Source organism: Bradyrhizobium sp. (genome assembly GCF_047605465.1).
GTDB lineage: Bacteria > Pseudomonadota > Alphaproteobacteria > Rhizobiales > Xanthobacteraceae > Bradyrhizobium.
Map to the genome: position 1 here is coordinate 130,126 of NZ_JASGFS010000005.1, position 21,155 is coordinate 151,280.

Sequence of the window (21,155 nt, forward strand, 5' to 3'; positions counted from 1 at the left end):
TCGTCCGGCGAGACCGGGGGAGAAGTGTAGATGAGCCCGTTCGGCTTGCAACCGGCCTCCCTCGACCCTTCACGGCCTCGTCATCAATGGCGGTGCCCAAGCCGCGCGTCCGACTTGCGGTCCCGAGTTCCTGTGAGTTGTCCGGTTCGGCTTTTGGAGATATTTCCGTACGGGCTTACTCACCATCGGCACATCACGCGCCGATGTCGACGAGATCTGACCAGGAGGCAAGGGCAGCATGGCAGGCAACACGAACATTCGGTCCGGCCAGTGCCATTGCGGCGCGGTGCGCTTCGAGGCGACGCTCAGCGACGGCTTCAATTCGATCCGCCGCTGCACCTGCTCCTACTGTCGGATGCGAGGTGCCGTCGTCGTGATGGCGGAGATGGGCGGGATCAATATCCTGCAGGGCGAGGATGCGCTGACGAGCTATCGCTTCCACACCGGTTCAGCGCAGCACTTCTTCTGCTCGCGCTGCGGTATCTACACACATCACCAGCGGCGCTCCGACCAGACTCTCTATGCGGTGAACGTGGCCTGCCTCGACGGCGTCAGCCCATTCGATTTCACCGAGGTGCCCGTGATGGACGGCATCAATCACACCAACGATACCGGCAAGCCGACGCGTCGAGCCGGCACGCTCCGTTTCGTCCCGGCCGAGTAGCGACCGCAGCCGGCCGACGATGCGTTCGCGTCGAGCGCGGCTGCGGAAAGGGCGAGGGCGCTGAGCACCCCCGGTTGGGAAGCGGGCGAGCTCGGGCCTGCAGCTAGGCCGCGATCCTCTGCTCGGCGGGAGCCGTCAGATATTTGAGCACTTCGGCGTGCTCGAGGTCGGGAACGGCGATGGCGGTGTGGCTGTAGACCGCATGGGTCCGCGATTTTGCGATCCGTTCGAGGATCTCGCCGCCCTTGATGACGTGGAGGCCCATGCCCTCGTGCGAGGGGAAGATCGCCAGCACCACGTCATAAGCCGCGATGACGGCACGCAGCGCTTCGGCCTTGTCTTCGGCGATGTCGACGAACACGCGAACGTCTGCCGCGAGTTCACGCAGCTCGTGAAAATCCAACACTGTGGGGTTACTCCAACGCAACGATACTGAAAGGAGCTTGGCGGCGTTGGGTTACTGAAGTGTCAACAACATGCGCCGAGCCACAAGTTTCGCGATGAGATCACGCTTCAAATGGGGACAGGATTAGTCTGCAGGACAAAGAGAAAGCCCCGCCTGGGGAAAGCGGGGCTCGCTGATGGGGTGAAGCTTGGGGACTTCAAGGAGTTAGTCGCGCCGGCCGAAGATTGGTTCAACCAGGATGGCGCCATGGCGGGCTGTGGGGCCCCATGAGGGAAATCCGGAACCCTGGCCCTCCCGGCTTGCATTTCGGCCGTCGATACGTTCTAAGCCCGGTCACCTCATGACCGTTGGCATGAATCACAAGCGCGTTGCGCGGGTTCGGCCGCGTCCCCACCAGCGTTTGTCGCGCGCATAGAAGGAATCCAGACATGGCGAAGATGACGAAGACTCAATTGATCGATGCAATTGCAGAAGGCACGCAGCTCTCGAAGAACGACGTGAAGTCGGTCATCGAGTACATGGCGACCGTCGGCTACAAGGAGCTCAACGAGTCCGGCGAGTTCGTCATTCCCGGTTTTGTGAAGATGTCGGTTGTGAACAAGCCTGCGACCGAAGCCCGGATGGGCGTGAATCCCTTCACGAAGGAGCCGATGCAGTTTGCGGCAAAGCCGGCGAGCAAGTCGGTCAAGGCGTCGCCGCTGAAGGTCGCCAAGGATTCCGTCTGAGGACGCGCGCCGTCACCGCAGTCATGTCCCGCGTGCCGCACCGGCGGCCGCGGGACGCGGCACCAGACGACACAAGAAAAACCCCGCGCTCTCGCACGGGGCTCTCTTGCCGACGGCAATGGGATTTCAGCGCCTGGCCGTCAGCCGTGTCTCTAACTTAAGGTTGAAAATCCAAAAGGCAACCGCGCCGCGGTGACGAGGATGTTCGTCAGCCGGCGCGGCCGCATGACCGCACGCTGAATCCTCGATTTTCATGGGTCCTGGCAACTCCCGGCAGGTTCAATGTCGAGCCACGCAAAATTGTGCGGAGAAGCTCTGGACTTTTTGTTCTCATTTTGTTCTTATGAGTCATCTTTTGGAGGTGCCTCATGACCATCGAGAAACAACGTGAAGTGATCAGGCTCTGGAATCAACTCAGGAAGGTTGAGGGGCCCGCCGCGGAAGAACTTCGAATCCAGATCCTCGAATGCTTCTCGGAGAAGGGCAACGCAAAGCGGGCGGCGTGACACGCATCGACGACGTGCGGCGAGTTGCAGGCGCGATGTCGTCGAGCGCCATGTCGTCAAGCCGGTGTCGTCGCGACGGCGCGTACCCGATCGAGCTGATCGAGGAGGTGCGCGCGAATTGTTGGCACGCCGTCAGTCCGCCGTCGCGGTGCTCTTGCGCGTCGCCGCCGCTCTCTTAGGAACAAACCTCGCTCGTTGACGTTCGCGCAGCATGACATGTCCGCAATGCGCCAAGCCGATGACGGCGAATTCAACCAGCTCCTTCCGCTGCGAACCCTGCCGCGAGATCATTCTCGTGTTCGCGGTCGTCTCGAAATTCCTGCCGGCGAGAAAGTAGCGGCGCACCTCTTCATCGATCGTTAGGAAACGCTCCGCGCTGATTTGCACGCGTTCGATTCGTTCTTCGAGAACGAAATGGAGTCGGATGCAGAACAATTGGGGCCTGCCGGCTCCGATGCGATCGCGTGCCGCTCGAATGCGACTGCGTGATGCCTCGCACAGTCCTGTCGTGACGTCCGGAGTAGGACATGCGCGACGGGAGAGCGACATGGATGCGTGCTGGTTTCTCGAGATGGTCGTCGAGATCGCGAGAGTGTTCTGGTTCGACCGACATCCGCGGCCGCGCAAGCGCAGGACGTCGGTGCCGCAAGTGCCGCCTCCGCCGGCGAAATCTCAGCACTGATTGTCGAATACTCCTCCGCGACACCGGTTGTTAAGAATCGATCGGCATCGATTTCTGCGATTCCGATTCGTTCTTCCGGAACGAAAAGCAGTCGGAGCCGGAACAAAAGCGATCGATCAAATCCTCGGAACCTGCAGGTCTGCGTCTCGACGCTCTCCGTGCCCGGCGCTATCGTTGCCGAGGGACGGCGGGCAGATCATGAAGAACGGCCTCTATTCCATCCACATCCACATGCTCGACGGCGTGAAGGGCCGCGACAGCGGCGTGCTGGTGCTGCGGGATGGGGTGCTGCTCGGCGGCGGCCCGTATTTCTGGTCGCAGGGGTCGTACACGGTCGGCGAGGGCACCTGGAAGGGCGAACTCTCCACCAACCAGCATTCGCCTTTCGCCGATCCGTTCGTCCGGCCGCTGTTCGGCGGGGAGGAAGTCACGAGCGGCTTTTCCGGGACGTTCAGTGAGGAGGGGGCCGAAGTGTTCGGCACCGTTCTGGTCGCGGGCCATCGCAGCCTCAGCTTTCGCGCGACGCTGAAATGGCTGGCCGCGACCTGAGATGCAGGCGTATGCGAGTTCCTAACGAAAGCTTTCGGAAAAAACGCTAACGCTAATCGGTTAGGTTAAAAGCCCAATCGCGTTGCAGTTGCAGCGGGTTCGGCTAGGTGTGTCGGCACGCAAGCAGAAAGACTTGCCAAGGGCCTTTGCCAAGAGCCGCGTCATGACACCTTTTTCAGAACCATCCTTTTATCAGGGCGACCGGCACACCTACCGGCGCGTCGCCATCGTCGGCACGCTGTTCTGCCTCGCTTTCGTGGTGATCAGTTTCTCGCTGCGGCCGCAGGTCGAGGAGACGCATGTGCTCTTGAAGGCCGACAGGCTGGTGCGAACGGCCGGTCAGACGCCTTACACCAATTAGCGCTTCTGCGGTTCGCGGCATCGGCACGGACGCGCGAGCGCCGCGCTGTGAACCGACGCATCTGTCTCGCTGGACAGCATCCTGGCCTTCGTCATCCTAGCCTTCGTCGTCGCAGATGCGATGATCGGCGGAGGTGTCTTGGCCAGCATTGCCGCGCGTTGCGAGCGCAACGAAGCCGGCGTAGCCGGAGAGATTGAGCAGAACTTCGAGCCACGCAGGCATGTCGGGCCTCTTCCTTTGCGCGAAGACGGCTTCAACGTGCCTGCCGCGCGCTTGTTCCCGCTGCCGGATGAGACGGCGGACGGCAAGCGCCGCTCAGAGCGGAGAGGAGGGATCGAGCCGGCGCCCGAGGCTCATGACCGACTTTGTGGACGGTGCCTCTTTGAGGAAGTCTGAGATGGCCCGGGCGAGTTCGCGGTCGCTCATCGGCGTCGGCGGCGCTCGCAAGGTGCCGACCTCGAAATTGCGGACGATCTCGTCATAGTGCCGATCGCTGGTCCTGGGAACGAGCCCGCGAATACGGGCCAGCAATGCGGATATCGGCAACGTCTTCTCCTCGAACGCCCGCCCGGCGGCAGCCTGGTCGTGGCCGGTTGCCCGACCGAAAAACCCCGCCCGCAGCGCGAAGGATGCGGACGGGGTCTTCATGCTGCCTCGTCCGGATGGCGGAGGCTCCGCATGTCGACGGCCAACAACACGAGAACGGATTTCGTTCCATCGATTTTGAATTTTTTCTGGTGTCCGCGGTTCCGCGAAAACCCGCAACCATCGCGGGCCCTCCGCGTTATCTCGCCAGATGCGAAGGAGGAGAAGCGTCATGAAGAAGACTCTGGCAGTCCTAGCCACCGTTGCAGCCGTCGGTATCACCGCAGCCTCGGCGCCTGCGCAGGCTCGCGGCATCGGCCCGGGCCTTGCGTTCGGTCTCGCCGCAGGCGCGATCACCGCGGGCGCGATCGCCGCGTCCCATCCGTACGGCTATGGCCCCGGCTACGGCTATTACGGCGCGCCGGCCTATTACGGGCCTGGCCCCTACGCTTATTACGGCGGTCCCGGCTACTACCGCCACCGCTATTACCGTCACTGGTAAGGCCCGAACAAACGAAAAGCCCGGAGCATCGCTCCGGGCTTTTTTCTCGCGTGACGATGACGCGAGATATTCAGGGCCAGAGCGAGGGCCGTTCCGACTTGCGCGCGTTCTGAAGCGTCGACACGAAGTACTCCTCGCGTTCGCGCTTGAACTTTTCCTGGGTTGCACGGAAGGCGGCGACACGTGCGGCGATCTCTTCGCGTTCCCGTTCCTTGCGTTGTTCGTCTTCGGTCATGACCATCCCCGTTTGTGTACTTCAGAACTCAGCACTGCCGCCGCATTGCACGTGAGTCGCGTTCGAGACATGCATTGGCGACCTTGATTGGGGCGTCAATGGGGACGAGGCATTGCAGGATTGTGATTAGCGAAGGGCGGTGCGCGAGAGCGCCGAACGCATCTCGCTTCACAGTGGATAAGAGAGTCAGCAATCTTGTCGCTTGCGCATGTTGCAGCTAGCCAAAAACAAATCGGGAGGCTGTGATGGCGAAGATCGATCTGGACTCACTGAGCATCGAAGAGCTGGCCGAACTGCGCGAGCGCGCGAGCGCGAAGCTTCTGGAGAAGGTCGCCGCGCGGCAGGCCGAGCTCGAAGCCGAGCTCGAAAAGCTCTCCCAGTACGGCAAGCCGGCGAAGAAGGCGGCACCGGTCGCTGCCGCGCCCAGAGCGCGCAAGAGCGACGACATCGCCGATGCGGCCAAGGATGAGGTCGCGCGCGCGGCCTGACGCGCGGCAGCTCCGCCGAAACGGCATCCCAGTCAGGGGCGACGTCCGATCCGGGCATGCTATAGAGCGATGCCGGTAACGGGGATGGCTTGCCCATGATTGCATCAGATCTACGCAGCGGCATCGAACGGCTCGGCGACATGATCGCCGCGGCGAAGACCATCGTGCCGTTCACCGGCGCCGGCATCTCGACCGAATGCGGCATTCCGGACTTCCGCTCGCCGGGTGGCCTGTGGAGCCGCAATCGCCCGATCCCGTTCGACGAATTCATCGCCAGCCAGGAGGCGCGCGACGAGTCCTGGCGGCGGCGCTTCGCGATGGAGCCGACCTTCGCGGCCGCAAAGCCGGGCCGCGGTCATCGCGCGCTGGCCGCGCTCCACCGCGCCGGCAAGGTTCCCGCCGTCATCACCCAGAACATCGACAATCTGCACCAGGCCTCGGGTTTCGCGTCCGACCACGTGGTTGAGCTTCATGGGAATACCACTTATGCGCGCTGCGTCGGCTGCGGGCAGTCCTATGCGCTCGACTGGGTGAAGCAGCGCTTCGACGCGGAGGGCGCCGCGCCCGACTGCACGGTGTGCGCCGAACCGGTCAAGACCGCCACGATCTCCTTCGGCCAGGCGATGCCGGAGGACGAGATGCGGCGCGCGACCGAATTGTCGCAGCATTGCGATCTCTTCATCGCGATCGGTTCCTCGCTCGTGGTCTGGCCGGCCGCGGGCTTTCCGATGATGGCGAAGAACTGCGGCGCACGACTCGTGATCATCAATCGCGAGCCCACGGATCAGGACGACATCGCCGATCTCGTGATCCGTGACGACATCTGCGAGACGCTCGGACCTTTCGTCGGCAACTGATCCGTCGATTTTGATTCGCGCCTGTGCAAGCTGTTCATAGGTTCCGGCGAATCTCTTTTTTGTCTATGCCTCGCAACCGGGAGTGTTATCTTTTGATTCGAAAGATTCGCGTCGCGTCCTGCTGAGAAGGTTCTCGAAAGACGCGTGATTCGACGCCGCCGCTGAGGCGGGTTGCATGGCATGTGTGGGGTCCGGGGTTATGGGGTCGTCGGACGGATTTGAGTCCAAGAAGATCGGAGTTCCCGCGCCAGGCGGTGCGTCGCCGGCGCGGATGGGGTCAGGCGAGCTCGGCGGCGCCGGGCACGACAGCGCACTCAGCCCCTTCAGCGGGCTTGGTGAAGCCGGTGCCAACCTCGTCGAGGTGACGGGCGTCATCAAATGGTTCGACGCCTCCAAGGGCTACGGCTTCATCGTTCCCGACAACGGCTGGCCGGATGTGCTGCTGCATGTCACCGTGCTCAGGCGGGACGGTTTCCAGACCGCCTATGAGGGCGCGCGCATCGTCGTCGAATGCATCCAGCGGGTGAAGGGCTATCAGGCCTTCCGCGTCGTCTCGATGGACGAGTCGACCGCGATCCATCCGGCGCAGATGCTGCCGCCGCGCACCCATGTCACGGTGACGCCGACCAGCGGGCTGGAGCGGGCGCAGGTGAAGTGGTTCAACCGGCTGCGCGGCTTCGGCTTCCTCACCTGCGGCGAGGGATCACCGGACATCTTCGTGCACATGGAGACGCTGCGCCGCTTCGGCATGACCGAGCTGCGGCCCGGACAATATGTGCTCGTCCGCTATGGGCCGGGCTCCAAGGGCATGATGGCGGCCGAGATTCATCCCGAGGCCGGATCGCCGGGCCTGTCGTCGCACTGATCGCCGGAAGGCGTCAGGAAACTCCCGCAATCGTGAGCAGAGGCGCGCGGCCCGGGCTGCGCGCGCCATCTGGCTTTTGTCACGATCGCCGCGTAAGGATGGTTCCAGTCCCACGCCGTTGTCTGGCCATGAGTACGCCCTCCCATGAGTTTTGATCGAAAGGCCGTCCGGTTCCTCTCCAGGAGCTGGCTCGCAGCCATCCTCGTGTTCGCCGCCTTTGCGCTCGCGGGCGCGCCGGCCGGCGCCGCCAGCTTCCAGCCGCTCGAGATCGTCACGAAGAACGGCGTGCAGGTGTTTTCTGTCGAGATGGCGACAACCGATCAGGAGAAGCAGACCGGCCTGATGTACCGCAAGGAGCTCGCGGACGGCAAAGGCATGCTGTTCGACTTCGATCCCGAGCAGGAAGTGTCGATGTGGATGAAGAACACCTACATCTCGCTCGACATGATCTTCATCCGCGCCGACGGCCGCATCCTTCGGATCGCTGAAAACACCGAGCCGCTGTCGACCAAGATCATCTCGTCCCAGGGCCCGGCCAGAGGCGTTCTGGAAGTGCCGGCGGGGACCGCCCAGAAATACGGCATCCGGCCCGGCGACCGCGTCGCCCATCCGCTGTTCGGCAGCAAATAGGCCCCGCGGGCCGGGGGTATTGCCGTCTTGCTGGCGTCCTCCGAAGCGTGTATCGACGGGGCTCGCCGGACATTCGGGGTATAGCGCAGCCTGGTAGCGCGGCAGTTTTGGGTACTGCAGGTCGTTGGTTCGAATCCAGCTGCCCCGACCAATAAAATCAAATACTTAGCAACAAGCCAAAGTTTCGAGTTTCTAACGAATCGCCACCGGGTAGCCACCGCGGCGACCGTGCACCAAGAAATATTTTCGGCAATCGGCCCGACTTTCCAGCCTCACCCACCATATTTAGTACGTATCGGAATTCGGAGACGCGGGCCGAAGTCGATGGGGCCGGTTTAGTATTTTGCGGCACCGGGCGCACTGTATTGTTACACGCCGACTGGCCTTAGCCGGGGCGCTGGCACTTCTCCCGATCGGGAGTCTTCAGTGACCTTCCTTTCAATCGATGATGTTTCGACTCTGACCGGCTTGTCGCGGTCAACGCTTGCCAAACGTCGCTGCGACGGAACTGGACCGGCCTTCTTTAAACTCGGCAGGGCCGTGAAGTACGACCGAGCTGACCTCGACGCTTGGATTGCCTCCCGGCGCCGGACGTCAACATGGATCGCCAACGCTAACGCGACCAGCATAGGGGGAGGCGGCTTGAGGCGGCGTCCGCGCTAGCCGCAGCGCAGCGCATCCGTGGTAGCATGCAACTTGCGGCAGAGTCGATTATCGGAGTCGGACGTGAATTGATCGAGCAGCAGACGTCCTTGGGTCACGGCAATTACCTGGCCTGGATCGAAGCAGAATTCAGTATGTCTCGGCAAACTGCTGACAACTTCAAAAACGTGGCCACTCGGTTTGGGGACAAATTGCCAAGTATTAGCAATTTGGGCGCCACGGCTCTCTACGCTCTTGCCGCTCCGTCAACGCCTGAAGTTGTGCGCGAAGAGGTTATCGAACGATCCTCACGCGGCGAGAGGGTCGCTGCGGCAGAATCTTCAGCGCGCCGAGTTGTCGCCGGCTGAAGAGGCGCTGCATATCAAGCGGCGCAAGGAGATTTGGGAGCAGGTGCAAGCTGAGGAAGAAAGTGCGAGAAATTCTCGCACTTTACCGAAGCCCAAAACAGGGCGGGGCAACAAGCAATTCGCAGCCGAGATTGCTTCAGTAAATCCGCGATGCCGAAGTTGATGATCCCGGCATTGTGCGGCGGCAGTTTACGTTTCCCCGCACCGACCACCATATTTAGCAGACATCAATTTAGTACCGGGCCGAGAAAGCCACACTAGTAGTTATTGGAACGGAGGTGAAGCGATGCGGGATCGGGCCTCGACCACAAAGAGCAAGCCGCAGCAGGATCCAAAGCCAACGCCCCAATGGGACGTCAGGTTCGAGCCGCATCCGGTTCTGGGTGCACCGTTCATGGTGCCGGTCATTTTCTAAAAGGGATTGAGATGAGAATTATTGGACTACGCCCCGCGCGAACGGGGGCGGGAGCCATTGCGCACGTCGATATCGAGACGGCCGAAGGCATCAAGATTTACGGTGTGCGGGTTTCGCGGGCCGCGGACGGTTCGTACCGCGCGTTCGGTCCTGACAATGAGCGTGGCCGCACCTGTGCGTTTAACCACGACATCGCCAACAAGATTGCTACCCTCACCGTCGCAGGACTGTCGCAGCATGAACGCCTCGCAAGCTGAATCTGCTAGCGCCAACCTGCTTTCGGCAGACGAGACCCGCGATCTTACTTTCGGCATCTATGACACTCTAACTGACCATCAGCACTGCTCCGCAGACGTGGTGCTTGCGCCGGTCGGCGAAGATGGCGAGCCCGATTGGGAGAATGCCAGCCCGACCAACGTTCGGAAGCTACCCGCCGACGAATGGCCGGAGGACGAGCCTTCCGCCCGCGCTGCCTGTGTCATTGTGAGTAGCGTCGACGGCTGCGATCCAGATGCAGCGTTCCTGATCCGGCTCAACGACGGCAAGCCTGAACTGATCCAGATACAGGGCCCGGAGTCCGACCGCGCCGTTGTCGAGTCGATTATTGCTCGTGATATCGGAGCTGCGCCGCCGGAGCACGGGTCGCCCACGCTGGAGCGAGCTACGGGGCTCCTGCGCGCGCGGCTGTTATCCAAACCGGCCGCGGCCAACGACAATCGGCAGTCCGCATTTATCGACGCGCAGACCTTGCTTGGTCTGGAATTCGAACCGATCAAATACGTCATTCCTGGTTACGTAGCGGAAGGTCTGACCATTCTCGGAGGTCGGCCGAAGCTCGGCAAGTCGTGGCTGGCGTTGGATTGGGTAGTTGCCGTGGCGAGCGGTGGGCTATCGCTCGGTGTTAGGTGTGAACCGGGCGACGCATTTTATCTCGCGCTCGAGGACAACCAGCGCCGCCTGCAGGATCGCCTTCGCGTGGTGCTGCCAAGGCTGAAATCACAACGGCCCGACCTCTCCCGCCTGTCGCTTCTGACCGAGGCACCGAAAATCGGCGAGGGGTTGATTGAGGCGCTGGATGCCTGGCGCACCCGCGCTGATGATCCGCGCCTTATCGTGGTGGACACGCTGGCCATGGTACGGCCGCCCAAGGGGCGCAATCAGGACTCCTATGCGGCGGACTACGCCGCCCTATCACCACTGCAACAGTATGCTAGCGCGCACCGGCTTGCCGTCGTGGTCGTGACGCACGTTCGCAAGATGGAGGCCAGCGACCCTCTTGAGATGATTTCGGGCACAAACGGCCTGACCGGCGCCGCCGATTCAATCATGGTGCTGGACCGGACTACAGACGGACCCAAGCTATATGGACGAGGCCGTGACGTGGAGGAAATCGAGAAGGCACTGAGGTTCGACGGCGGAAAGTGGTCCGTTCTAGGCAACGCAGATGATGTAAAGCGCTCCGACGAGCGTCGAAAGATCATTGAGGCTCTTGGGAACTATGGCTCCAGACAGTCGCCGAAGGAAATCGCTGAAGTCACAGGCATGAGGGTGAACAACGTGAGCAGCCTCTTGCCCAAGATGGTGAAGGCCGGCGAGGTCACGAAGGACGGATATGGTACTTACTCTGTATCCCCCGGTCAGAGTGATCAGACCGATCAGAGTCCCTCGACACAATATCTAGATAAGGGTGATCAGAATGAAGAACAGATAGTCCGACTCTGATCACTTGTATCGGTCTGATCGGGGTGCACTGAACGATGCCGACGGGTAGGGGCCGCCTCGATCCCTCCCGCCATCGCCATTGGGACCGGTCGCCCCAGGGGCGCACGTCCGCGTGCAAAATGGCAGAACTTTATGGTCGGGGGGTAACTCGCACTCTCCCGCGATCGACGGCAACCACCAGCGGCCAAATCTCGCACACGACGCCGCAAGTTTTGAAAAAGTAGCATAGAGAGCCGCACCAAGACGGCCAAACGTCACGAGAGATCATCAGCAATGACACCCGCAAACGACAATTGCGCGCGCACGCCAGAGCAGCACCGCGCGATCCTGGCTCAGCAGCGCGCTCAGCAGGACGACACCCGCGAAGTCCGTTTCAGAAATCAGCACTGGCCGACGTTCGGCCGACTAAAACGAGCAGACGCTTGGCGTGAGATCCAGGCGCTGGAGCGGTATGCCGAGGATGAGGGGGGGGCGCTGCCTGAAGGCAACCTGAACGCTGCCAACGACAACCAGCCTCAAGGCAAATTCAACGTGCCGGAAATCAGCCGCATAGATTCCCGGATCGGCGAGGAATGCCCAGACGCGGACGAGATCATGGCAGCTTGGGAAGCCGATAAAAAGGACCGTCGCGAAGGGCACCCGGAGAAAGCCACTCGGTTCCTCTACGGCGACCACGGTAGGATCATCGCCGTCAAGGTCCGTGGAAAGTATAGATCCCTCGAGGAGACGTTTAGCACGCCACGCGGCCCCGCACAGGACAGCGAAACGTTCCGCGTGGCGATGGACGCCGGCCATGGCATGCCTGACGATTTGCCCGATGTTCAGGTTGAGGCCGCGAGGCGCATGGATCATACCGCCATGAAACGCCGCCTCGGTCGGGAGGTCTGTCGCGTCCTGGAGTTGGCGCTGGGCACCCTGACAAGCGAGGAGATCGGCGAAGAGCTTGGATTGTCGTCCAAGACCGGCGAGCGCATGGCCGTGAAGCTGGTAGACGGCGCGATCATTAAGTTGATGGCGGAATATGCTCGGCGCGATGCCGCGGAACGAGAGGCGGCTTGAGTGGGATTGAGATGAAAGAGGCCGCCTCCAATGGCGGCCTCTTGTTGCTGACTCAGGCGCTTATCTTAATTTCGATTTGGTCAACTGAGATACCTAAGCTGCGAGCCAGTGCGGCCTTGGCTTGAGGAATTGTCAGTGTAATCGAGCCTGCGGTGGGCGCTTCGTCTTCGTCGTAGTCTTCATCCTGAGGATCTTCGGCCTGCTCAAGCGCAATAGGTTCACCGGCCGCGGCCTTTCCCAATCCGATGCAGCTGTAGGACCATTCGAAGCGTGATGGAGCGCCGCGGCGACCAACTTTAAATTCGCCACATCCTGCTTCCTCCAATGCTCTTGCGAGGGCAACTGCATCGCCGCGGCTGATATCCAATTTGCGGGAAATAACATCCAGACTGCTTGAGGATGCATCTCGTTCTCGTTCCGCGTTGAGGTCGAAAAGCTTCTGCGCGATCGGATTATGATCGTATAGCTGTCTAATTGCCTTAACAACATCGTTTGCAAGCACATTATTCATTTATGCACCCCTTAAATTCTGAATTTTCCGACATAAGCAAGCGATATTAGGATAATAGATGTGTATTATGCTTTTGTCAATCTTAATGATCTGAATGCTCACCGCTCGGCGCTGATTGAAGCGGCACGTGGGCGCGGCGAGCCCGTTAACCCGGCACAATCCCCAATCTGCCACTCATTCCGCTTTATCTCCCATGGGGGCATTAGCACCTACGTGACGTGACGCACCTTCAGCGCCGGTTTCGGCCGGTGCTCTTTTCCGATTGCCGCGGAAGTACCGGCGTCGGCTTTTATTTAACCCCTCAATCGACATTTACGAATAAGGAGCAACGACTTTGGCAAAACTTGCCGACGTGCTCGCAGCGATCGACGCGCTCGGCTTCGATCCCGCGAGGGTTAAACATATCGGGCGCCGCCTCTCTGAGGCCGGCGCCATCCCGGCTGGCGGTCCGGCTAGGCCACCGGAATTGACCGACACCGATACGCTACGATTGATCATAGCTGTCGCAACTACCACCAAGTTGCGCCTGGCTGACCACGATCTCGCGCAATATGCCGGACTTGTGCCCGCCGGCACCGACATTCCCGACGATGCGCCTGATTCAGTTCCGCGAAACGCGTTCGACGCGGTTGAGCTTCTCGTCGAGAGGGCTCGCGGCGGCGATTCCGAGGCGCGGCGCTCGACCATCGAATTCGTCCGTGGCTGGCCGGAAATTGTCATTGATCGGCAGAGCGGCGTAAGTCGTTTTCGGATCGCCGGTGCTGACGCGGGACGCTGGGAACGGCCAGGACACCGCACCGCGACGACAGTGCCGGTGAGGTTGATCGCAGATATTTTGGATAAGTTGTTTGGAAAGGTTGCCTGATGGTATTGCTAAAGAAAAAGCCCACCGACGAATTCGTCGTTCCCACTCTCGAGACGTCCAGTCAAGAGTACGCCGGCTTGGTCGCGAAGCGGCAGGAGGTGAGTGAACTGCTGTCTTCCCTAAACAAGGAAGCCGCTGATCTCGACACCCAGATCGCCGCCGCTCCGAAGGCTCCACACAGCGCTGGCGTTTCTCGATTGTTGGGCGATCCTGAGGATTCGGCTCCGCACCTGCGCAAGCGTCGCCGCGAAGTTTCGGGCGAGATCGCTGACGCCGAGACCGCTCTTCAAGTGCTCGCAAGGCGGATCGCCGCGGCTCGCGACGTTGCCAGCAAGGCTGCGTGCGACGCGGTTCGTGGAGAGTATCAGCGCAGGCTGTCAGTTGTGTGTGATGCAGCTCGCGCACTGGAGGCGGCTCGCAACGATCACGACGCGCTGTTGGACGATCTCGAGCGCGAAGACATCAATTTGGCGTTCCTGCGGCCGGTCCGGGCGCACTTCACCGAACGGGTCTCCTTTTTCCTGAAGGAAGTCAGCGAGGCTGGGTTCGATGTCTAAGGGTGCAGAGCGCACGTCTGATACCGCGGACAGAAAGCCCGTCCGACGCAGCGTCAAACTGCCTGGCGAAAAGCGCCACACTGAATCTTCGGACTCGCCTGCGGTGATCGCACGCAAGATCATGCAAGCGAAACGCCAGAAGGGATTGCGGGTGATGCGACGCAATGGCTGACACCATCTCTGGTTTTGCCATTTCTTGGAACCGGCCCGCGTTGATTGCAGGCCTGTTCGAGGAACGCTTTGCGCGCGGAGCGTTCGATAAGCACCTTGCGCAGAATCCCGACGTTGCCGCGCTCTGGGCACATGATCCGTCAAGGCCGCTGGGGCGCATCAGCAATGGCACACTGACTTTGCGTTCGACTGATGCCGGCCTGTACTACTCATTGACGCCGAATCCAGATGCACCGCTGGGACAAGAAGCCTTGGCGACAGTCGGCAACGGTACTGTCAACGAGGTGAGCGTGAGCTTCACGCCTGTGGTTGAGGAGTGGGACGACAGCGGCGACATTCCGAAGCGGCTGATCACCGAGGCGAAGCTCTACGAGATCAGTCTTGTTCTGTGGGGCGCTTACGGCAACGACACGTCGGCTCAAATCAGTCGAGCATTCACTAACAACCAAGCCGCGCGCCGTCGAATTGAAGCAGCGCAACGCAAGCGAGGAATTTTGAAATGACAACAACAAGCACCGGCATGGTGCATTCGTGGGATCGGCACCGGCATCGCGGCATCGTCGTGCTCGACGACGGCAAGACCATGCAAATCCATGCGCGTGATCTCGGCGCGGCGCGACGTCGGCCGGAGTGGCGCGGCCCGTTTCAGATGTTCAGCGGCGACCGGGCTGAATTCGTTCTCGGTGATGGCGGCCGTGTCGTGGACGTGCTGCGAGTTTGGTGAGGGAATTCTCAAATGAGCGATTACGCAACGAAGGTCCACCGCGACCTCGGTGGTGATAGCCTAACGATCGATCCCGGCGGCACGGTGAACTTCAGCGGTGTGGCGTTCACGGTGAACGCGGCCGGCAAGCTAGTCATCACCGGCCTGCCGACTGCGGATCCTCACGTGGTTGGGCAGTTGTATTCCAACGGCGGCGCGTTGACGGTGAGCGCGGGCTGACCCCGGTGGGGGCTGGGTCACATCTCTTCTGCCTTCGCCTTCAACGACCGGCGGCCCCCCAACAACACACGCATCTGCAATTCAGACCCCCAGGGTAAAAATGCCTCGACCACGAAGACCAAGCGCTAAGGCGCGGGTTGAAGGCCGGCATCTCATCAATGCTGGCCGCTTTAAACGCAACGATCCGACTTCCGATCTAATCGGCGCCCCTCCTAAGTGGCTAACTGAACAACAGGCCGCTGCCTGGCGCCACTTCGCAGCAGAGTTGCCATGGCTCAATGCATCGCACCGCTGTCTTGTCTCCATGGCCTCAGTATTGCGCGCTCGCCTCCAAAGCGGTGCCGAGATGGGCACCAAATCGCTCAGTCTGCTGAGGCTTTGCCTGTCCAGCATGGGTGCGACACCTGCCGATGCAAGCAAGGTTAGTTGGGCGCCGGAAGAGGAGCCAGATGACATCCTCGATTGAACGTCGCACCCGCCAACGTCAGCCTGTCGTGCACCTTGTCATGCCAGGTGTTGAGGTCGCGCGCGCTGAGTCGCGTCCGCGGGAGACTGTGACGGCTTTTCTAAGGAGGGTAGGATGGGCAAGCCGCGATAAGAAATACGGTTGGCAGTTCAAGAAGGGACTTCCGACGATCCTCGAGATCAACGGCGAGGCCGTATTGCGCCGGGATTGGCGCCGCCGGATCGCGGCCAACGATAACGTGCGGTTTGTCTCGTATCCGCTGGGTGGCGGCGGCGGTTCGACCGCGAAACAAGTCGTGGGATTGGTCGCGCTTGTCGCGGTGACGGCGTTCGCCGGTCCGGTAGGCGGCGCTGTCGCCAGCGCGTTATCGCTTCCCGGAGCGGCCGGCACAGCAATCGGCGCGGGCCTCGCAATCGGCGGCGCACTCCAAGTTAGCGCTGTGCGTTTTGTCAATTTTCATTTCGAGGATACCTATTAATGTCAGCAGCAAATATCATCGTCGCCGCCGATGGTGCGCACATTGTTTCAGATTTCTTGGTCTGGAGCACCGCGGATCAAACTATTACCGCGATTTGCAACAAGGCAATCTTGTTGCCGCAGTTAAACGCTGCGGCCACGATCCGCGCTGAGCAATTCGTAGTGTTTCAAGCGGTAGGGCTCGCTCTGTCGACGATGCCGGCCAACAGCTTTGATGAGTTTAAGACTACCATCGGCCAGACGCTCGAGGAGTTGAACGATCGGCTGGCCCTCATGGGAGCGGCGAGTCCGTTCGAGGTGTCTGTCGCGGGTATTTCGGAGCAGCATGGGCCGTCTGGATTTCGGATTACGACGTTGCAGGCCGGTGGCGAGCACCTAAGACCCTGGCAAGTGGTCGACGTGCCGCGTGGGTTCAATCCGTGCCCGTGCAACAGCGAGGCAGATGAGGAGGAAATCCGAGTTGCATTGACCAACGCCCCGGCAAGTCTAGAAGGACACGCTATCGCGGCGCTGCAGAAGCAGCGAGAGATCGCTCGACGAGACTTCGCGGCGGGCAAGCAGCCGTGCTGGGTAGGCGGCTATGGGCAATTGACCACGATCAGCGCAACCGGCATTTCAACGCGAATTATTCACCGTTGGCCGGGTGACGTCGTCGGGACGAGGCTGGCGGCGTGAAGGGCGGGCAACAAAAAGGCCCGCATCGGCAGACCACTGCGGGCCCGGTGCCGGGTTAAAAATGTATGGGTGAACTATGGATCCAGCCCCGGCGACAGCGAGCCTATTCCGACTGCGCCCAGTCGCAATGTCGCCGACGTCACACCTAGATAAAATTAAATGCGACAGCAGGACTGACTGAGGGAGGGATCGCCGGGGCCGCATCTCCGGCAGAGAGCCGGCGAGAGATAATTCCGACGAAGAAACGATCGTTCCTATCTTGTCGGTTGCCATTGGCCTACTTGTCGGTGAAGAACGTCAGCAGCACTTTCCCCTTCTCGCCGATGAGACACAGAAACGTTCTGCGCGTGTCCTTCTTCCCTTTTTCAAGATATGCGTCACCGATGATGATTGTCTTGATCGGAGTGTCTTCGACCTTCGTGTTTGCCTTCGCAACCGTCATCCCGTCCACATCGAGTGTTATGTCTTTGATTGCCGAGTTGCGTTCCCGAAGGGCCAACAGTCCGGTTGTTCGGCACGCTTCCAACTCAGGATTTGGAGTCTGCGCCAATGCAGGTCCGATGCAGGGACAAACCACGATGGTTGCGAGCGCGGTGAGTAATAAACGACCGTTCATTTTGGCTCCGAACTGAAAGCCGCGCGGTAGGATCGAACGGCCGTCATCGCGCTAGAGCGCAGGTTGGGAGCGTGTGCAACTTGATGCAACGCGAATCGTTCCTCCGCGAATTGCGATCACCTCGAATCGTCAGGACGCCGCGTTGGCGTTGGTCGGACCGCTGCCTGCCGATCAAGATTCCGCTCACCTCTATCGACGCGAAGGGGATTACGCAGCGTGTCGTGCATCGGTATGACGACCGTGCCGGGGCTGCCATCCGGCCTGAGCCGGTCATGGGATTGGACGGCCTGGCGGCGGGAGCGAGAGACGGGCGGCTCATGGCTTAGACGCCAGATCGCGGAGAGGAGGGCTCGGAAGAGGGTGGTGTGAGGGGGGAGGACATGACGGCTGCGGCCATGCCTGGTAACAATGAATGAGTAAAGTATTCATTGAAGCGATCTGCTTTGGAGGGGTCGCCGTTTTGGCAGACCTTTTTCTGACCGCGACCACCCCCGCCAAGCGCCGCTTCAGGCGTGGCGCTTAGTATTTAGTTACAGACCTCGTAATTGCCGCCGGTTGCTACATTTGGACTGATCCGGCCGGGGATTGCCCCGCTCACCAGCCGGCATCCTTTTTGCACCGGGCGACACCCCGCCGAACTGCAATAGATCTGCCCCGGGGCCTCCTGCTTGGGCGGCGCGGCGTCCGATTGCTTTCGCTCCGAATCGCGCCTCCTCGAATCTTCGCGCGTCGCGACCGGTTTCTTCTCCTGGATCTTCTCGCACTCGTTGTCGTCACCGACACGGTAACCGGCGCGACAGGTGACTTTCACGCATTGATCGCCGTCAACCTTGAAGCCAAAAGTGCACACGAGTGGACAGACCCGTCCCGGCTTCGCTTTCAACGCATCGAGCGCATCGACGCTGGCGAGTTTCACGTCGAACTGGGTGCCGGCGTATTTATTGAACAGCAACAGCGAGCGCTGCGAACCAGCGTTCCAGTCACCATCCGCGGCGGCAGCTAGGCAGCCGACGCGGCGCAATTCGCTCTGCACGGACTTTGTCAGATCCACTGCCGAGAATGTGGACGCCGGCGCGGACGAGAGAGCGGCAACTTTTTGCTCGGCCTCCGACATCTGCCGATCAGTCGTCGGCTTGGTGACCTGCTGCGCCTGCTTCTCGGCCAGCGCTTTCGCGGCTGCTGCCTCAGCCACCTTGCGCTGTTGCTCGGCCGCTTCAGCCCTTGCTTGCTCGATGTCCCTTTTCTTTTCGGCCGCGATCCGCGCCTCTTCGGCGGCCCTGGCTGCTGCCGTCGCCTTTTCCTGCTCGGCCTTTTGGGCACGCTCGGCAATCAGTCTTGTCTTTTCCTGCTCGGCGGCTTTAGCCTTTTGCTCGGCCGTAGCGCGCGCCTCTTCGGCGCCGATCTTGTTCAACTGTCCCCTGGCGAGGTTGGCGTAGAAGCCGTCGGGGTATTGCGTCAAGAACGCCTCCCAGGCGTCGCGCGTCGCAAGCTGGAGCGCGAGCTCGTAGTCCCTACGTACGGCCTCCTGCGGGTTGGCCTGCGGCCCAGTCACGACCGGCTTCCCGGCGACGAGAGGCACATCGTCGCCGCCGAGCGAACCGTAGACATAAGGCTCCTGCTTGTAGCCTGTGTTCTTGAGAACATCGTCGCGGACGAAGCCAAAGGCTTTGCGCAAGTCGAGGCCAGGCGTCGGCAGTCGCTCAACGAGCGAGGACGCAAACGGACTGTTCTTGAAGTCTCCGTCCGAAGCAGTCGACCCAGCCTTCGCCGCGAAGGCAATCATGGTGTTGGGACTGGTCGGCTCGACCTTGGCGAGACCGCGCCCGATCGCGCGCGAAGCCATGGTGCGCCTCATCGTTCTGGAGAAGGGGTTGTCGCGGCACGCATCGAGGATGATCAGGCGCAACTGCTTGGCCGGCTCGACGGCGAAGAGCGCCCGATCAAGTGCTACGGTCTCATCGAGAACATCGCTGTCGGTCTCCAGAGTTGCATCCGTAGGAATCAGATAGTTGGTTCCGTCCAGCTCAATGCCATGACCAGCGTAGTAGATGACAGCAACATCCGCCTCCCGCGCTCGTCCGCCGAAATCGCGCAAGGCCTTGCGCATCTCGGAAGCCTTGAGATCGGTCTTGATGTCGACCCAATCGAAGCCGGCATTCTTTAACATACCACCAACTAAGGCGGCATCGTTTGCGGGGTTGGTAAGCTTAGCCACGTTCTTATAGGCGGAATTTCCGATCACCAGCGCGACACGGCGTTCAGCGTGTGCCGAACCGCACATCAGCCATATAGAAAAGAATAAAGTAACCCAGCGAAGAGCGCCCATTGTAGCCCCGAAATATGTGCGCAGCGTACGAAGAGTCTACCAAAAGGCAAGCGTCGATTATGTGATGTTCATCACGTCAAGGAGGCGCTAGGTGGCCGCGTGGAGAGTTGTGAAAGGGGGGGCGATCTAAACTATCTCAACAGCAGGATCACTGCCGGGCCTTCCATGATCATCGTCCACTTGCTTGGTCCACCGTGGAGTCAAGCCCGAGACAATAAGCCACAGAGGGTCCCGAAATTTCATTCCTATGCGCTTTCAACGCAGCAAACGGCTGCGGGACCGGCTTGATAGTGTACTTGCGCGAGGTTCCTATGGATTTACTTCAGCTGTGTTGCCAGCTATTGGGAAATCCGAATTGCTATTTTGAGGGGCGTTATGTCGAGTGCCATTGAGCTGATTGTCGACGGCTATGCGAAACTCGGTGACCGCCGATCGCTCGAAGATCTGAAGATGCATCGGAGGCGGTTGGCCGTCGACCTGAAGGCGAGGGCGGGATTCGATTGCCGGTCGTCCATTGTGCAGCTCGAGCAGGATATCGCGGCTATTGAGGCTGGCCTGCAAACGCTTTCAGGGCCGATAGGAGGGTAGGCGGCCAACTCACAACGGTAGCCTACTGATGTGAGACCGGGCCAACGTACAGAAAGTATTCTATTGCCCAATAAGTTCCGAAAACGGTGCACGCGGTCGCTAACAACACGAGGATCGCTAGGAGGATCAGTTCTCGCTTTGAGAACATGTCGAAATCGAGCATTGCAAAGAGAAGCCGTAGAGAGGGCGCGCTCGACCGTTTACCAAGGGCGGCTGGCGAGAACAATAGGCCAGTGGGAAACGAACGATGTCACGTCACCCCCACGGCGGTGTGCGATCCTGAGCATAGTATCGACGTGCTTCAGTGTTGGTTCATCCCCCAAGCAACGCTGTCGAGCGCGCCCTTCATAGTGGTGGGCAGCATCTCCCGGGCTAGATAGATACGGCTCCCGTCGTGCCGATTGATCGTAGCCTTCGTCAGCCCATGATGAGCCAGCAACGATCGAGATTGCTTCCGAGATCATGTGTTTCAACTCTCAAGGCGAGGGTGGCGCTATACTAAGGACTGGGGAGACGCGCAACCAGCCCAAGAATGGGTTCCCGTCAACGCGTAGTGCCGATCTTAGAACCCAGCCACAAAACGAATCGCAAAAAACGCTCCGGCGACCACGCAGACCGTGATGCCTATTGCGAAGGTGATCCTAATCGTTTCGGTCATACTCGAATCCTAAATTGGTCGTGCCAAGAGGTACTATGCCC

31 protein-coding genes and 1 tRNA gene are annotated in these 21,155 nt (G+C 60.6%); 24 read left to right on the forward strand and 8 right to left on the reverse strand.

Annotated features, from left to right (window positions below; all coding sequences use genetic code 11):
- Positions 1-238 precede the first annotated feature (238 nt).
- Positions 239-664, forward strand: coding sequence for a GFA family protein (locus tag QM712_RS07495; protein ID WP_415022435.1), 426 nt, complete (start codon positions 239-241; stop codon positions 662-664).
- A 103-nt stretch (positions 665-767) separates the two neighbouring features.
- On the opposite strand, the gene QM712_RS07500 is transcribed toward QM712_RS07495, so the two are convergent.
- Positions 768-1,070: a hypothetical protein gene (locus QM712_RS07500; protein WP_415022436.1), complete on the reverse strand. Its 303-nt coding sequence runs from the start codon at positions 1,068-1,070 to the stop codon at positions 768-770.
- 428 nt (positions 1,071-1,498) lie between these two features.
- Here QM712_RS07500 and QM712_RS07505 point away from each other — a divergent pair, with 428 nt between their 5' ends.
- Both QM712_RS07505 and QM712_RS07510 read left to right on the forward strand, forming a co-directional pair.
- Positions 1,499-1,795, forward strand: coding sequence for an HU family DNA-binding protein (locus tag QM712_RS07505; RefSeq protein ID WP_007591377.1), 297 nt, complete (start codon positions 1,499-1,501; stop codon positions 1,793-1,795).
- A 368-nt stretch (positions 1,796-2,163) separates the two neighbouring features.
- Positions 2,164-2,301: a hypothetical protein gene (locus QM712_RS07510; protein ID WP_212483880.1), complete on the forward strand. Its 138-nt coding sequence runs from the start codon at positions 2,164-2,166 to the stop codon at positions 2,299-2,301.
- Between the two features lie 132 nt (positions 2,302-2,433).
- On the opposite strand, the gene QM712_RS07515 is transcribed toward QM712_RS07510, so the two are convergent.
- On the reverse strand, positions 2,434-2,688 hold the full coding sequence (locus QM712_RS07515) for a hypothetical protein (protein WP_415022437.1): 255 nt from the start codon (positions 2,686-2,688) through the stop codon (positions 2,434-2,436).
- Between the two features lie 160 nt (positions 2,689-2,848).
- On the opposite strand from QM712_RS07515, the gene QM712_RS07520 reads away from it, so the two are divergent.
- The 3 genes from QM712_RS07520 to QM712_RS07530 all read left to right on the forward strand — a co-directional run bounded on the left by QM712_RS07520 (position 2,849) and on the right by QM712_RS07530 (position 3,893).
- The gene (locus QM712_RS07520) at positions 2,849-2,983 is read left to right on the forward strand and encodes a hypothetical protein (RefSeq protein ID WP_415022438.1); all 135 of its coding nucleotides are present in this window, start codon (positions 2,849-2,851) and stop codon (positions 2,981-2,983) included.
- Positions 2,984-3,181: 198 nt separating this feature from the next.
- The gene (locus tag QM712_RS07525; protein ID WP_415022439.1) at positions 3,182-3,532 is read left to right on the forward strand and encodes a GrlR family regulatory protein; all 351 of its coding nucleotides are present in this window, start codon (positions 3,182-3,184) and stop codon (positions 3,530-3,532) included.
- A 163-nt stretch (positions 3,533-3,695) separates the two neighbouring features.
- Positions 3,696-3,893, forward strand: a complete 198-nt coding sequence (locus QM712_RS07530; protein ID WP_415022440.1) for a hypothetical protein — start codon at positions 3,696-3,698, stop codon at positions 3,891-3,893.
- A 96-nt stretch (positions 3,894-3,989) separates the two neighbouring features.
- Here the strand turns inward: QM712_RS07530 and QM712_RS07535 are convergent, their stop codons facing one another.
- Both QM712_RS07535 and QM712_RS07540 read right to left on the reverse strand, forming a co-directional pair.
- Entirely contained in the window at positions 3,990-4,115 is a 126-nt protein-coding gene (locus tag QM712_RS07535; protein ID WP_415022441.1) for a hypothetical protein, read from the reverse strand.
- Between the two features lie 93 nt (positions 4,116-4,208).
- The gene (locus QM712_RS07540; RefSeq protein ID WP_415022442.1) at positions 4,209-4,541 is read right to left on the reverse strand and encodes a hypothetical protein; all 333 of its coding nucleotides are present in this window, start codon (positions 4,539-4,541) and stop codon (positions 4,209-4,211) included.
- A 169-nt stretch (positions 4,542-4,710) separates the two neighbouring features.
- On the opposite strand from QM712_RS07540, the gene QM712_RS07545 reads away from it, so the two are divergent.
- Positions 4,711-4,980, forward strand: a complete 270-nt coding sequence (locus QM712_RS07545; protein ID WP_415022443.1) for a hypothetical protein — start codon at positions 4,711-4,713, stop codon at positions 4,978-4,980.
- A 70-nt stretch (positions 4,981-5,050) separates the two neighbouring features.
- On the opposite strand, the gene QM712_RS07550 is transcribed toward QM712_RS07545, so the two are convergent.
- The gene (locus QM712_RS07550; protein WP_415022444.1) at positions 5,051-5,215 is read right to left on the reverse strand and encodes a hypothetical protein; all 165 of its coding nucleotides are present in this window, start codon (positions 5,213-5,215) and stop codon (positions 5,051-5,053) included.
- Positions 5,216-5,460: 245 nt separating this feature from the next.
- Here QM712_RS07550 and QM712_RS07555 point away from each other — a divergent pair, with 245 nt between their 5' ends.
- The 10 genes from QM712_RS07555 to QM712_RS07600 all read left to right on the forward strand — a co-directional run bounded on the left by QM712_RS07555 (position 5,461) and on the right by QM712_RS07600 (position 12,261).
- A complete protein-coding gene (locus QM712_RS07555; RefSeq protein WP_415022445.1) occupies positions 5,461-5,703 on the forward strand; it encodes a hypothetical protein in 243 nt (80 codons plus the stop codon).
- 95 nt (positions 5,704-5,798) lie between these two features.
- Complete coding sequence (locus tag QM712_RS07560; protein WP_415022446.1) at positions 5,799-6,560, forward strand: SIR2 family NAD-dependent protein deacylase; 762 nt, start codon at positions 5,799-5,801, stop codon at positions 6,558-6,560.
- A 199-nt stretch (positions 6,561-6,759) separates the two neighbouring features.
- On the forward strand, positions 6,760-7,425 hold the full coding sequence (locus QM712_RS07565) for a cold-shock protein (RefSeq protein WP_415022447.1): 666 nt from the start codon (positions 6,760-6,762) through the stop codon (positions 7,423-7,425).
- Between the two features lie 144 nt (positions 7,426-7,569).
- Positions 7,570-8,055 carry a DUF192 domain-containing protein gene (locus tag QM712_RS07570; RefSeq protein WP_415022448.1) on the forward strand — a complete coding sequence of 162 codons (486 nt, stop codon included), beginning with the start codon at positions 7,570-7,572 and terminating at the stop codon, positions 8,053-8,055.
- Positions 8,056-8,129: 74 nt separating this feature from the next.
- A tRNA-Pro gene (locus tag QM712_RS07575) sits at positions 8,130-8,206 on the forward strand.
- A gap of 275 nt (positions 8,207-8,481) precedes the next feature.
- A complete protein-coding gene (locus tag QM712_RS07580) occupies positions 8,482-8,718 on the forward strand; it encodes a helix-turn-helix transcriptional regulator (protein WP_415022449.1) in 237 nt (78 codons plus the stop codon).
- Positions 8,719-8,744: 26 nt separating this feature from the next.
- Complete coding sequence (locus QM712_RS07585) at positions 8,745-9,065, forward strand: DUF3102 domain-containing protein (protein ID WP_415022450.1); 321 nt, start codon at positions 8,745-8,747, stop codon at positions 9,063-9,065.
- Positions 9,066-9,491: 426 nt separating this feature from the next.
- The gene (locus QM712_RS07590; protein WP_415022451.1) at positions 9,492-9,737 is read left to right on the forward strand and encodes a hypothetical protein; all 246 of its coding nucleotides are present in this window, start codon (positions 9,492-9,494) and stop codon (positions 9,735-9,737) included.
- Positions 9,718-11,202 (forward strand): AAA family ATPase, encoded by a 1,485-nt coding sequence (locus tag QM712_RS07595; protein WP_415022452.1) that lies wholly within the window; start codon positions 9,718-9,720, stop codon positions 11,200-11,202. The genes QM712_RS07590 and QM712_RS07595 overlap by 20 nt, the downstream gene beginning before the upstream one ends.
- Before the next feature lie 273 nt (positions 11,203-11,475).
- The gene (locus QM712_RS07600) at positions 11,476-12,261 is read left to right on the forward strand and encodes a hypothetical protein (protein WP_415022453.1); all 786 of its coding nucleotides are present in this window, start codon (positions 11,476-11,478) and stop codon (positions 12,259-12,261) included.
- A gap of 52 nt (positions 12,262-12,313) precedes the next feature.
- Here QM712_RS07600 and QM712_RS07605 read toward each other — a convergent pair whose 3' ends face one another.
- Positions 12,314-12,772: a hypothetical protein gene (locus QM712_RS07605; protein ID WP_415022454.1), complete on the reverse strand. Its 459-nt coding sequence runs from the start codon at positions 12,770-12,772 to the stop codon at positions 12,314-12,316.
- A 334-nt stretch (positions 12,773-13,106) separates the two neighbouring features.
- Between QM712_RS07605 and QM712_RS07610 the strand changes: the two genes are divergently transcribed.
- From QM712_RS07610 to QM712_RS07640, 7 genes are all read left to right on the forward strand, one after another.
- Complete coding sequence (locus QM712_RS07610) at positions 13,107-13,637, forward strand: hypothetical protein (protein ID WP_415022455.1); 531 nt, start codon at positions 13,107-13,109, stop codon at positions 13,635-13,637.
- The gene (locus tag QM712_RS07615; RefSeq protein ID WP_415022456.1) at positions 13,637-14,194 is read left to right on the forward strand and encodes a hypothetical protein; all 558 of its coding nucleotides are present in this window, start codon (positions 13,637-13,639) and stop codon (positions 14,192-14,194) included. Before QM712_RS07610 ends, QM712_RS07615 begins: the two co-directional genes overlap by 1 nt.
- A 164-nt stretch (positions 14,195-14,358) precedes the next feature.
- Positions 14,359-14,868, forward strand: coding sequence for an HK97 family phage prohead protease (locus QM712_RS07620; RefSeq protein ID WP_415022457.1), 510 nt, complete (start codon positions 14,359-14,361; stop codon positions 14,866-14,868).
- Entirely contained in the window at positions 14,865-15,089 is a 225-nt protein-coding gene (locus QM712_RS07625) for a hypothetical protein (protein ID WP_415022458.1), read from the forward strand. The genes QM712_RS07620 and QM712_RS07625 overlap by 4 nt, the downstream gene beginning before the upstream one ends.
- A 12-nt stretch (positions 15,090-15,101) precedes the next feature.
- Positions 15,102-15,308, forward strand: coding sequence for a hypothetical protein (locus QM712_RS07630; protein ID WP_415022459.1), 207 nt, complete (start codon positions 15,102-15,104; stop codon positions 15,306-15,308).
- A 449-nt stretch (positions 15,309-15,757) separates the two neighbouring features.
- Complete coding sequence (locus tag QM712_RS07635; protein WP_415022460.1) at positions 15,758-16,252, forward strand: hypothetical protein; 495 nt, start codon at positions 15,758-15,760, stop codon at positions 16,250-16,252.
- Positions 16,252-16,926, forward strand: a complete 675-nt coding sequence (locus tag QM712_RS07640; protein WP_415022461.1) for a hypothetical protein — start codon at positions 16,252-16,254, stop codon at positions 16,924-16,926. Before QM712_RS07635 ends, QM712_RS07640 begins: the two co-directional genes overlap by 1 nt.
- A 277-nt stretch (positions 16,927-17,203) precedes the next feature.
- On the opposite strand, the gene QM712_RS07645 is transcribed toward QM712_RS07640, so the two are convergent.
- Positions 17,204-17,542, reverse strand: coding sequence for a hypothetical protein (locus tag QM712_RS07645; protein ID WP_415022462.1), 339 nt, complete (start codon positions 17,540-17,542; stop codon positions 17,204-17,206).
- Positions 17,543-18,068: 526 nt separating this feature from the next.
- Positions 18,069-19,868: a caspase family protein gene (locus tag QM712_RS07650; protein WP_415022463.1), complete on the reverse strand. Its 1,800-nt coding sequence runs from the start codon at positions 19,866-19,868 to the stop codon at positions 18,069-18,071.
- Positions 19,869-21,155: the final 1,287 nt, after the last annotated feature.